Origin of the sequence: Natronoflexus pectinivorans, from assembly GCF_004345615.1 — a bacterium.
Lineage (GTDB): Bacteria > Bacteroidota > Bacteroidia > Bacteroidales > Marinilabiliaceae > Natronoflexus > Natronoflexus pectinivorans.
This window is the reverse complement of record NZ_SLWK01000009.1, coordinates 121,632-134,183: the sequence shown is the minus strand read 5'-3', so window position 1 is coordinate 134,183 and position 12,552 is coordinate 121,632. Positions and strand designations below refer to the sequence as shown.

The following is a 12,552-nucleotide window of genomic DNA, read 5'->3' as shown; positions in this document are numbered from 1 at the left end:
AGCATCAGATCAGCATCAGAGATGGCTGTAACAGGCAAAATAAAACAGCCAATATCGGCGGCAACATCTGGCTTTTCATTAACTCTTCCCGCAGCTTTTTTAGTGCTTTACTGATTTGCGTTTCTACAGTTCTTTTGGATATGTCAAGCTGGTCGGCAATATCCTGATTGGAGTGTCCCTCAAAGCGACTCATTTTGAATATTCTCTGACACTGATCGGGAAGACTGCTGATGGTGTTGTTGATTTTCTCTTCCAGTTCAGTATATTCCAGATTTTCTGATGGCTCAATAAAATGGTTTGATCTGCTCAGAATATTTTGATGGTGCTCATGGATAATTTTGTCCCGTTTTACAATGTTTAAGCACCTGTTTTTAACGGTTTGATAAAGGTGTGCTTTCAGACTTGTATGAATGTTTAATTCTGATCTTTTATCAAAGATCATCACGAATACATCCTGCACCACATTGCGGGACTGGTCATCGTCGTTCAGGATGCGGTTGGCAAATATAACCAGTTGTTTGTAGTAAAGATCGAACAGTCTGCGGTAAAAGGACTCTTCTCCACGCATCAACCCATTTAGCAAAAAGGTCTCTTCTTTTGTTTGGCCGTTCGTACTCATAAAATGTTCTATCCTGGTTTCTTTGGGATGATGATTCTATATCTCTAACATGAATGCTTCTGATATGGTTTTACAAAAATAGATGATTTTGTTTATTTATGATGAGAATTTCGCTAAAACGACGAATTTATAGGAGGAACTGTAATTTATAGGGGATGGGAATTATTTTATACTAACATTAAAATGTTTTGCTGGCGCAAAGATTTGTAATTGAATACGAAAACAGATGTGTTAATATCTTATGATGAAATGTCCCTATTTTTTAAGGAGGTTGAGGTTGTGTCTATTGATAAAAGTTGTTATCTTTGCACTGCTTTTTTAGAAAAGCATCTATATAAGTTCGGGATGTAGCTCAGTCCGGTTAGAGTACTCGTCTGGGGGGCGAGGGGTCGGAAGTTCGAATCTTCTCATCCCGACAAATACAGGTTTAAACAAAACTAAAAGCCTGCAAATCGTATGATTTGCAGGCTTTTCTGTTTTTTGTGATTTAACTCAATTTGATTCATTTACTCGTTACTGTTTTGTTAAGATTTTGCCTTCGTGAATGCTTCGTATTTCAAAATAAATGAGAACTAAAATGTGAACTAGTTTTTCGAGTGAACCAAATTATCTCAAACAATCAAAAATTGAATGGTTATGAAACGAGCCATGATAAAACCTTCTCACGCAGGAGAATCGAAGATCGGCGTAACCAATGACTATGATGGCGAGTTCCATCCCGAGTACTCGGAAGTAACTAAAAAAAAATTATAAACAGATGAAAACAATTCACACCTTCGGAATTAGGTTTATTGTTCGATATTTGGTTTTATGAGTAAATTCGATTGAGACAACGGCTACTGGCATCAGCGGTTCTAAATGTGCCATCTATATCGGTTTTATTGTGCCAGATTGAATATTCCGGAGCATATTGACCCCCTATGTTTAATAGATTTGTAAATTTATGCACAGCATTTTCAAATCTGTAAGACGATTCTTCATCGGGCAAACTTTGTCTTGTTCAATGATAATGATCAATAATTTCACTACTCGTTATTTTTAAAAAACATCAATTTTTTTTATCTTTATGCTAAATAATTGAATTAAAACAATAATAATAATGAGAACTGAAATCCTGACCTTATTATGCTTATGCGTGATTATTGCATCGAGCTGCTCAAGCCAGAAAGAGACCGACATCGCAAACAACCAAACTATCATCAGTGGTAAGGTTTACAACAGGGATGTGTATCCCAATACTGAAAGTTTGACTGTACATCTAACAGATTTCCGCAACTTCAGAAGTGTCTTCAACAGTCCAATCAATGAAGATGGTTCCTTTCATCTTACTTTTAATTTGTACTCACCGCAGGACATCGGTTTTAATCCAGTGGGGAATAGAATGATTCTGCATCCCGGAGACAGTCTTTTTGTTGAGATTGACTTCAGAGACATTGGCAATTTTCGCTATTCCGGTGATCGTGCTGAAACCAATCTTGCATTGCAAAAATATTTAAGTAGCAATACAGGTGCTTTCACTTTCGAATTTTTTAGTTCCCAGTCTTCTGGATTAGAAGAGAGAAGAAGACACTGCGACAGCATTCGCGTTGATGCTTTGGAGAAAAGACGAGTGTTTATTGAAAGAGAAAATCCTCCAGCAGATTTCAAGCAGTGGTCACTGGATTACATAAACATCCAGTATTATCGGGCCATGTTATCAAATTTGTCTCTTGATGCCATCCTGGATGAGGGATTTATAAATTGGTTTAATACGATTCAAATTGGTGATCTATATGTAGACCGCAAAGGTTCTGCCAACAGGATAGTTAATTCAGGAATTTTTCATTTAGCAAATAGTTATGAACGTATTCTTGTCAGAATGCTGGTAAATAGTCTACCTGAAGGGGGAGTGCTCTCGCATGAGGATGTTTTTGAAGTTTTATTAGAAAAAGAAGATGGAATATTTAAGGAATTGCTTATTGGCAATGTGTTCCATAATATATTTCGAAGTTTTAATCTTACCCAATTCAATGATTATAAACATATTTTTGAGAAAAACATCAATGAATCTTTTATAAAACAGCCCTTATTGGAGTTCTACCAAATTGTAAAGAATCCAGAACTTACAAAAGCTATTTCAGACCCAATATTCTCTAACATGGGAAGTGAAGGTCGTTCGTTAATGGAATCCATTATTGCTGAAAACAGAGGGAAAGTTCTGTTTGTTGATTTGTGGGCAACCTGGTGCAAGCCCTGCATTATGGGTATGGAAGCTATGAAAGATGTTATGCCACTATACGAAGATGAAGAGATCGAGTTCATCTACCTTTGTATCAGATCAACGGAGGAGAATTGGGCTGGTTTTCTTGCCGAAAATGATATTGGGGGGAGACACTATTTTGCAAACCAAGAACAGAGCACGGATATTTCAATTGCTTTGGGTGTAAATGCGATTCCTCATTATTTTGTGATAGGTAAGGAAGGTTATATTGTTAAGCAGCGCAGTTTTGGTTTTTTCCATTCAAAAGATTTAATCACCCGTCTACTGGATTCATCACCAAGTAAACTCTAACCATAAATCAGAAATAATGAAGAGGAATGTTTCACTGTTGCTGTTTCTTGTTATTGCAGTAACTAATTTGATCTCGCAGAGAGAATCCAGATTGGAGAATATGCATTTCATACCGGAAGGTAAAATGGATGACGATCCCAATATGGTGGTAAGCTTTCCATCATTTTGGATAAGTGATCAGATCACCAATAAAGAATTCCAGGAGTTTTGGCAATATGCTAAAAACAGACCCAACGATGAGTTGTCCTGGGCTGAATTAACACACGCACCAGGTGATCCCTATTCTTCCCAACCTGTAGTTAGGAGCATCTTATTCTCTGAACTTTTAAAAGAAATCCCAGATTCAACCAACTGGCCGGTAGTGAATTATTTTGGAAGTGATCAATATGCTGATAAGCCAGTTATTGGAGTCTCCGAAAAACTGGCTGCTTATTATTGTATCTGGAAGACCACTAAAGTTTATGACAACCTTAACGAACATGAAAGAGATCCGATTTATCCATACATCGTTGCACCGGACCTGAAAATTCGATACGCTCAAATTTGTAGACCGGAATTATTTTCTGAAGATGAAGTTGGTTTCAGAATTGTGATACATCAATAATTTTGTAAGCGGCATGACAAAAATTGGACAGCACTCCATAATCGGCAAGCATTAAAATACTTAGCTAAAGAATATTTCGTGCTGAAGAGAAAATAGAGAAAAAAACAATAAAAATTTCGTTAGTTTTTTTTGTATTTATAAAATTACCCATTATATTTGTAGTGGGTTAGGGTTAAGGTTAAAGGGCACGTCGGAACGTCGGCGGGCCCTTTTCATTTTTATATAAACCAGATAATCAATGACTCTACTTTCAAATAAGTTTCCACTGCTTATATTTTTATTCCTCTTACCATATGCCATGTATGGTCAATTGGTGGAGATTGATGGAATCCCCAGAGATACCTCCTTTAACTTAATCAGCGAATTCAAAAAACAACAAATAAATTATCCTGATATATCTCTTGCTCAAAAGGGCGATACATCTGCTTTGACCATACATCATGATATCACTTATCTTCAATTGGAAAATCGTTCTCTCAAACTGGACATCATCTATTTATCCCATCTGGAAAAATCAAAATTACCCACTGTACTTTTAATTCATGGGGGAGGATGGAGAAGCGGTGATAAATCTATGGAACATTCTATGGCCATGGAGTTGGCAAGAAGGGGCTATGTTTCCATCTGTTTAGAATACCGACTTTCACCTGAAGCATTTTACCCGGCGGCTGTTGAAGATGTAATTACCGCTGTCCGTTGGGTCAGAGCCAACGCCTGCTCTTATCCTATTGATCGACAAAAACTCGTGTTATACGGCACCTCGGCCGGAGGACAACTGGCTTCACTCGTGGGAACAATTAATGGAGTCGATTCTGTTTTTAATCCTCCACACCACACAGAAATTGATGCAGTGGTCAATGCTGTTGTAAATGTAGATGGATTATCTGCGTTTATACACCCGGAGTCGGGCGAGGGTCATGATCGGCCAGGAAGACCATCTGCTGCTACCTGGTGGTTTAATTCAACAACAGAAGAGCGGCCCGATTTGCGATACGAAGCATCTCCAATTACCCATGTTAATCCCAACTCTGTTCCCATTCTTTTCATAAATAGTTCCATCCCGCGATTTGGTGCAGGAAGGGATGATATGATTGAAAAGTTAACAGAACATGGAATCTACTCCCAAAAATATGTGCATGAAAATACCATGCACACTTTTTGGCTTTTTCAACCATGGTTTGAGAAAACAGTTGAGTTGACAGATGATTTTCTAAAGAAAGTTTTAACTCCTTTACAAGAATGAACTGCAATAAGCTGCTTTTTTATAACCCTACTTGCGAAATGGCGGTAGTCAACGGTCATCCTTCGTATACACCACCTGCACGACTAAAGAAGTTTGAAGAGGACTTGGAGTCCATTATGATTTGGCTGGGTGCATCTGAAGATGTTTTGTTGACGCGTAATAGGCTGAGTACAGATTTTGTCAGTTGGTTATCCGACTTTGGATTTGAAGTCCCGAAGTGTATGGATGTAGATTCATTGCAGGAAACCATTTTTGCAAAAGAACTCCACCCATGGGGGTGGAGTCCGGCCATTCACAAATTTTTCTCAACGCTTGAAATACAACTTCAGGATTCGTGGAAATCGAATCCTATGAATCATTGGAAATCAGAATACAAGCGATTGCTAAGCAGACTCACCGGAGTTGAACTGATCAAGGAAGCTGTAGTTATCATTGAAAAGGAACGATTTTCGAACGTTTTGATTCCACACGTTCCAGTTATGATGGATTCTCCGGAGTATATCAACCATATAGAAAAAACAAGCACTCTGCCATTGTTGTTAAAAACTCCCTGGAGCGCTTCGGGCAGAGGTTTGTTTAAAATCCGGGATAAGAATGAACAAGCCTGGAAAAATCCCTGGATTCTTGGAAAACTAAAACAGCAGGGCTTTTTATTAGGAGAACCATTTTTACATAAGCTTCAGGATGTTTCATTTCATTTTTGGTGTGATTCAAAAGGGGTTCATTCTCTTGGAACAACTTATTTTTCAACCGATAAAGCCGGACGGTTTTTAGGATGTTACACCCATCTGCCCAAAGATTCCTCCATTCCGGAATCACTGATGAAAGAAGGGGAGAAGGAGGCAGAATCTGTTCTTTTGACTGCTCTTCAAAAAATGAAAATCAATACAAAGTATCGTGGACCCATAGGCGTTGATGGACTGTTTTTCCTTTCTGCCAATGGCAAGATTCTTTTAAACCCTTGTATAGAAGTGAATATGCGTTATTCCATGGGGTTGATAAATCTAAAAATCCGTGAGCGATTAGCTCCCGGTCGAACAGGTAAATGGCAGATAGGTTATTTGAAGGCCAGAGAATGGGATGATTTAGCTGGTTGTTTTTCGGCAAAATCAATGCATGGCATGATTACCGGTGACATACTTCCGTTAAGTGCATCCCCTAAAAATGAAGGCTATATGGCATGGTTTGAAGTGTTTAATTAATATTCAATTCACCTTTTTCAATCATTTTCTTAGCATAATTGTAACCCACTTCAATGATTTTTTCAGATTTATCAAAATCCCAGAAAGAATAGTTTTGCATCTCGGCTGGTTCTATGATGAAATCGCACATTTCTATTGCAGCTTTTACATTTTCCCCAATTCCCAGACTAAACGCCCGCTCGGCTATGCTTGTAATTCCATCGAATTTATCCATGGGGCCAATATAGTTTACATGGACACCTATGAGGGTTTTACATTTTTCTCTGATGGCATCAGCCGGAAGGTTATCGTAAAGTCCTCCGTCGATATATGTGGTATTGTATATCACTTGGGGAGTAAAAATAACAGGTACCGCACACGATGCCAGAACATAGTCAATCAAGGAGCCTTCACTGATGATTTCATTTTTCCCTTCATTGATGTTTGCTACGGCTAAACAGAAAGGCTTTTTAAGCGCTGCAAAGTCGTCTTTCTCAATGTATTTTTTCAACAATTTTCGCAGTTCAGTCATTTGAAAAAGGCCATTTTTATTCCAGGCTGGTCTTACCATTTTAAGAACAGGCTCTTCTTTTACAATACTTTGAATCTCGTTGGGATGATAGCCTGCAGCATATAATACCCCAACCAACGAACCCATACTGGTTCCTGAGATGATTTCCGGAGCAATGTCGTTTTCTGCAAGAGCCTTTAAAACACCGATATGAGCATAGCCCCTTGCGCTTCCTCCACTAAGAGCAATCCCCAAGCCACTAATAGTGTCTATCTTTTTGATGGATTTATTTACTTTTCTTCTTTTTTCAAGAAAATTTTTAAACAATTCTAACATGATTGTCTTTTTTTTGAATGGATATTCAAATTTAAAAAAAAAGGTTGGTTAACTGCTAAAGCAGTAACCAACCTTTTTTCATTGTTCACCAAAAAATATTCTACTATGAGGTCTTATAAATAAGAAGTGCGGAATACGTGTTTATTCCTCCGCTTGAATGCGCAGCATACTCTAAATCTATTACTTGCTCCGGACGGATATTGTTCTCGGTTAAAAACGCATTCATTTGAGAGTCCAACGACTCATCGTAATCATCAAGTCCAGTGTACTGGAAATGTTTTGTCAGTACTTTATCCATTCTGCTTCTTTTTTAAGTATGATGGGAAAAACTTGTTATTATATAATTTACTATACGCAAGAAGCAGCCATAGGATACATAAAAATGTATATTTTTATCAAAGAAATATGACCGTTGGTCATAACCGTCTATGCTACATGTTTTAGTATGGCAAGTAAATGATCCCAGAACTTTTGAACCGTTTCAATATGGAGCCTTTCGTCGGGAGAATGAGCACTTTTAATGGTGGGGCCAATGGAGATCATATCCAACCCAGGGTACTTTTGCAAAAACAATCCACATTCCAGTCCTGCATGGATGGCCTTCACCTGGGGCTCCGTTTTGAACAGCATTTTGTAAGTTTCAACAGCTGTTTTCAGGATTTTAGAATCGGGATTGGGATTCCAACCGGGATAGCCGTCCGATTGTTTCGTTGTTGCACCCCCCAGTTTAAATACGGTATTAACCATGTTGGCGATGTCTTTTATTCCGCTGTCGAGTGCACTCCTTTGACTGGTGTTAATAACCAATTGCTGTTTTTCTGTTTTAATTGATGCCAGATTGGTTGAAGTTTCAACCAACCCCGGGACGTTGCTGCTCATGGCAATCACTCCGTGCGGTATGGCATAGATGGTGTTTACCAATCGATTGTGAAAATCCTTGGTAAAGATTTTTTTCGGAAGACTGATTGACTCCAGATGTAAATTTATATGGGGTTCAGTTTTTCCAATTTCTTCCTGTAAATCTGCTATGAAACAGTTTATAAGAACCCTTACCTCTTCCTTGTATTTCCATGGCACGATACCAGTGGCTGTGGCTTCACGGGCTATGGCATTGTGCAAATTGCCTCCTTCTATGGTAGCCAGTTGAAAGTCATATTCACGCGTGGCATCATAAATGTATCGATTCAGAATTTTAATGGCATTTCCCAATCCTTTGTTAATATCATCTCCCGAGTGTCCGCCTTTTAACCCGGAAATTTTTACTTTAAATGCGAAAGCATCTTTAGGAGCAGGTTCAAATTCAGGAGTGAAATATCCGGTGTTACTCATGCCTCCGGCGCATCCGATGAATATTTCTCCTTCATCTTCCGAGTCCAGGTTAATCAAAGTTTTTCCGGTGAACATGTCCGGCTCCAGCTCGAAAGCACCGGTCAGACCTGTCTCTTCATCAACAGTAAACAGGCATTCAATGTGTCCGTGTTCAATCTCTTTTGAAGCCAGAATGGCCAGTTGAGCAGCCATTCCAATCCCATCATCTGCACCAAGTGTGGTGCCTTTGGCTTTAATCCACTCCCCGTCAATGTATGGAATGATGGGGTCGGTCATGAAATTATGTTCTGTATCACTGTTGTTCTCACAAACCATATCAATGTGCGATTGCAGTACAGTGGTGGGATGGTTTTCAAAACCGGGTGTCCCCGGTTTTGAAATCACCATGTTTCCAATGTTATCCTTTTTGAGGTTTAGCCTGTGTTTTTTTGCAAAATCACTGAGGTATTCAATGATTTTTTCTTCTTTTTTTGAAGGTCGGGGTATTTGGCATATTTCATAGAAATATGTCCAGATTTCTGCAGGATTTAATCTCTCAAAAGGATACATTCAATTTCTTTTTAATTAAAATACTAAAGCATATAATACTCCTAATATACCAATGGCTGCAAGTATAAATACAATTTTAGCCGGCATCACACCATTGTTTTCAGCCGTTTTTCCAAAAATTCCGAAAACCAGTGGGTGTACAAGGAATGGCATGGCAAAAACGAAAGCAATCATTCCGGCAGCCTGTTCTCCAAACATTCCCCCCTGTATAGCTGCGAATAATCCAAAATGCGATATGGCAGAGGCATTGGCCATTACAGAGTCATTTAATCCCATTCCTCCAATATTGAGAATTAGCAAACCACCAAACACTGCCACCAACTGCCAGCCCAGAGAAAAGATCATCAATCCGCGAATTTCCTGTTTCTCTCTGCTATTGGCTTTTTTTAAAGTTCTTAATGCCAGCCATGTGAGCAGGATTCCAATGGCAACAATTAAAAGCGTGTAAGGAATCAGCAGTTTTCCTGCTGTAGCACTCGCTGCCAGAATACTGAATACGAAAATATGGCCGATAAAAGGTATGTTTATCATGATGGGTGCTCTCAATTGTGCTTCGTATCCTAAATCCCCGGCCGTACATGCTCCGGTTAATCCCGAGTGAGATAATGAACCGGCCATCCCGGGAGCCAGATTTCTCATGTGGTTGGCATGACCTAATATAATTAGAAGCGTAAGTCCTCCAAACATCCAAACCAACTGACCAAAAAAGCCAAATGAAAGAACCGACGTCATGCCTGTTAATGAAAATGCTTCGGCAATTCGTGAGCCGCCAACCATAAAGTTGGCTGCCAGTACTACCGGAATGCCTGCAAACAGTAGAGAGCGGATGGTAGGGCCAAATTTCCAGCGCGAGAAAAGCATACCAAAAGTAACCGAAAGGATCATGGCAAAGAAAATCTCTGGCAAGGCGATGATTGGCTTAATCCAGGTTGCAATGTAATAGGCAAGCACCAGGATGCTCAAAATCAATCCGGTTTCTATCATTCCCTTTCGAATGTAAACCGGTTTATTGGTGATTTTTGCACGGTAATCAATTAGAATGATGGAACCTACAACACCAATATAACCCAACAATGGGTAAAAATTGTCCAATGGTTCATTGTTGTTGTAACCAATAATTGTTCTCTTGAGGGATTCAACGCCTATCATGATGAAGAATGCCCTAATCAGGAACATGAACTGTGTAAATTTGGTTCCCAGAAACATCTCATCGGTTGATGGTTCAACGATATCAGTATTGTCGATGGGTTGATTTGAAATCAGTTTTCTTATTTCCTGCCCACCTACAAAGAATGATGCACTTAGAGCTGTTATGGTCACTTTGCTGGCAAAATCAATGATGGGGAATTCTCTTAGCCCTGGGGTTCCCATGCCTGTACTCACCATTACGTAGCCCATTATTAATCCAAATACTACAATAATTAGGATGGGGGAGTAGCGTGTTCCTGCTACGAAGGTTCTGGATACCAGAACCATAGAGATAACTAATAGAAAGGTAAGCCAAAACTGGTTCAGAATATGAGCGTTGGCCATTTGGTCGGTAAAATACTCCATCGTTCAGTTGTTAGTTTGAATTGAAAATAATACAGAAAAAGTTAATTGGTAGTCTGCGTGGTTTCAAAAAGGAAGGGTTATATTTATGGTAATGCATTGCATACCATGTTTTACGATGAGGCAAAAATAGTTTTTTTTGGCAAATATTGCCAGATTTGAAGATGTTTAGGACAATAAAATTTTAAACAATTGGCTGTACTCCGAAACTTTTGATAATTGTACTTAATGAAATACATAAATAGTTAGAACCAGTCTGCGGGGGGGATTGACATGAATTTCTTTTAAAGTAGTCAAATTTAAGGACTTCTCCTTTTATTAAGTATTTTGGTAACTCGTGTCCTAAGTACCAGTTAATTATTTGTTTCATGAATGTCGTTTTTAATTGATAAACTTGCATTTGGTCTCCGATTGGGTTAACTTACATTGTTGGAATGATGAATAACATATAGTAAATAGAGAGTCAAGGCAGTTTTATTTGTAAAAGCAACCAAAGTAGGTAAATCTCTAAGAATGTTTATATTGTTCGTAGGTGATTCAGAATGAGTGATTATTTCTATTTCATTTATATTGAAATGACATGTTGTCTGTATTTACGAAATGTTTAGACTTCCCGGAAGGAATTGTTTTTTATAACTTCAGATTATCTTTATCTCAACTTAACTGTTTGGTGAATCATTGTTTTCCCTAAAGGAAAATATTTAATATTCGGCATTGAAAAATTTTCAACATCTGTTTTTCATGTATGAACGAGGAATTTTTTAGTTGCCACCAAAATCTTGTTTTATCACACATCAATTAACAAAGGGAAGATGAACCCCTATATTAGTGATTTATGCGAGTTCCGTTAAAAGCTTTGCTGCGATTCATCTTTCGACAACTGAAACCAATAACTTTAATATAATATTTTTAAATGAAAATTTACATCAAAAATATGGTCTGTATTCGTTGCCAGATGTTAGTTAAGGATGAACTTGAAAAACATGGACTGGCATATTCTGATGTAAAAATTGGTGAGGCAAATATTATAGGAACGGTATCAGAAGAAATTTTGAAGAAGTTAGACATCTCATTGAAAAGGGCGGGACTTGAATTGATGAGCAGCAGGAAAAGAATTCTTGTAGAGAAAATATCCAATGCGATTATTGAATTGGTGCATTACACTGATGAGCAAATTAAAGTAAACCTCTCAGACTTTTTGAGTGAAAAATTAAGTTACGATTACACCTACATGGCCAATCTCTTTACCGAAGAAAAAGGGACTACAATTGAAAAATTTTACCTGAAACACAGAACAGAAAGAGTAAAGGAATTGCTGATGTATGATGAATTAACCCTATCAGAAATAGCCTATAAAATGCATTATAGCAGCGTTGCACATCTGTCAAACCAGTTTAAAAAAATTACAGGTTTAACACCGTCCCACTTCAAAATACTAAAAAATGTAAAACGCAATACACTTGAAAATTTGTAAAAATGTTAATTGAAGCATCCCTAGCCTGTAGTTCATTCATTTTTGATTACGTATTCGAAAACTTCGAAATATCAACGACCGATAAAAAGCATTTTTGTTCATTTTCTATTACCAGACCTTCCATATAAACATGACATAGTGTCTTATTGTCATATCCAAGCCACACCTTGCACGATTCTTTAACATTGCTGGTATATGTTTTTCTGAAAAAGTCATTAAATGCTGGTTTTGATTCATCTAGTATGAAAAGCTTAAAATTGCTGTTAATCAGGCTGAAACGACGTTCTTCAAGCATGTTGGCACCAGTAAAATTTAAATCGCAGATTGACCCATCCGGGTCAAGATAAAAATAACCCATAGGAGAGAAGTCAAACAACATGGTATATTTTTTCAAGGCTTTTTCTGCTGTTTTATATGCCAGTTGCAATTCTTCATTTTGCATTTCCAATTCAATTTGGTGTACTTGCAATTCATGCAAAAGTTTATTTACATCAATTTTGTTAAGTTCACCGTCCTCGCTTTTACGTAACTTGTTCAGCTTTTTCTCAGCCTTTTCTCGCAGCTTTTGGACATCAGTAAAGTCCATCTCTTCATTTATCATACC

General features: G+C 38.0%; 11 protein-coding genes and 1 tRNA gene. 6 read left to right on the top strand and 6 right to left on the bottom strand.

The genetic code is table 11. The features are described from left to right. Positions 1–4: 4 nt before the first annotated feature. Entirely contained in the window at positions 5–619 is a 615-nt protein-coding gene (locus EV194_RS12145) for an RNA polymerase sigma-70 factor (RefSeq protein ID WP_132434310.1), read from the bottom strand. Positions 620–960: 341 nt separating this feature from the next. On the opposite strand from EV194_RS12145, the gene EV194_RS12140 reads away from it, so the two are divergent. From EV194_RS12140 to EV194_RS12120, 5 genes are all read left to right on the top strand, one after another. After that, positions 961–1,035 (top strand) — tRNA-Pro (locus EV194_RS12140). Positions 1,036–1,718: 683 nt separating this feature from the next. After that, positions 1,719–3,170 (top strand): TlpA family protein disulfide reductase, encoded by a 1,452-nt coding sequence (locus EV194_RS12135; protein WP_132434309.1) that lies wholly within the window; start codon positions 1,719–1,721, stop codon positions 3,168–3,170. A gap of 16 nt (positions 3,171–3,186) precedes the next feature. Continuing rightward, complete coding sequence (locus EV194_RS12130) at positions 3,187–3,774, top strand: SUMF1/EgtB/PvdO family nonheme iron enzyme (RefSeq protein WP_132434308.1); 588 nt, start codon at positions 3,187–3,189, stop codon at positions 3,772–3,774. 238 nt (positions 3,775–4,012) lie between these two features. After that, positions 4,013–5,017 carry an alpha/beta hydrolase gene (locus EV194_RS12125; protein ID WP_132434307.1) on the top strand — a complete coding sequence of 335 codons (1,005 nt, stop codon included), beginning with the start codon at positions 4,013–4,015 and terminating at the stop codon, positions 5,015–5,017. A 38-nt stretch (positions 5,018–5,055) separates the two neighbouring features. After that, positions 5,056–6,219, top strand: coding sequence for a hypothetical protein (locus tag EV194_RS12120; RefSeq protein WP_207916027.1), 1,164 nt, complete (start codon positions 5,056–5,058; stop codon positions 6,217–6,219). Here the strand turns inward: EV194_RS12120 and EV194_RS12115 are convergent. The 4 genes from EV194_RS12115 to EV194_RS12100 form a co-directional block, all read right to left on the bottom strand. Then, complete coding sequence (locus EV194_RS12115; protein WP_132434305.1) at positions 6,212–7,045, bottom strand: patatin-like phospholipase family protein; 834 nt, start codon at positions 7,043–7,045, stop codon at positions 6,212–6,214. The genes EV194_RS12120 and EV194_RS12115 overlap by 8 nt on opposite strands. Positions 7,046–7,148: 103 nt before the next feature. Further along, positions 7,149–7,343, bottom strand: a complete 195-nt coding sequence (locus tag EV194_RS12110) for a hypothetical protein (protein WP_132434304.1) — start codon at positions 7,341–7,343, stop codon at positions 7,149–7,151. Between the two features lie 128 nt (positions 7,344–7,471). Continuing rightward, positions 7,472–8,923, bottom strand: coding sequence for an aminoacyl-histidine dipeptidase (locus tag EV194_RS12105; RefSeq protein WP_132434303.1), 1,452 nt, complete (start codon positions 8,921–8,923; stop codon positions 7,472–7,474). A 15-nt stretch (positions 8,924–8,938) separates the two neighbouring features. Beyond that, positions 8,939–10,477: a hypothetical protein gene (locus EV194_RS12100; RefSeq protein WP_132434302.1), complete on the bottom strand. Its 1,539-nt coding sequence runs from the start codon at positions 10,475–10,477 to the stop codon at positions 8,939–8,941. A gap of 910 nt (positions 10,478–11,387) precedes the next feature. On the opposite strand from EV194_RS12100, the gene EV194_RS12095 reads away from it, so the two are divergent. Beyond that, the gene (locus EV194_RS12095) at positions 11,388–11,948 is read left to right on the top strand and encodes a helix-turn-helix domain-containing protein (RefSeq protein WP_132434301.1); all 561 of its coding nucleotides are present in this window, start codon (positions 11,388–11,390) and stop codon (positions 11,946–11,948) included. A 46-nt stretch (positions 11,949–11,994) separates the two neighbouring features. Here EV194_RS12095 and EV194_RS12090 read toward each other — a convergent pair whose 3' ends face one another. Then, positions 11,995–12,549: a hypothetical protein gene (locus EV194_RS12090; RefSeq protein ID WP_132434300.1), complete on the bottom strand. Its 555-nt coding sequence runs from the start codon at positions 12,547–12,549 to the stop codon at positions 11,995–11,997. Positions 12,550–12,552 lie beyond the last annotated feature (3 nt).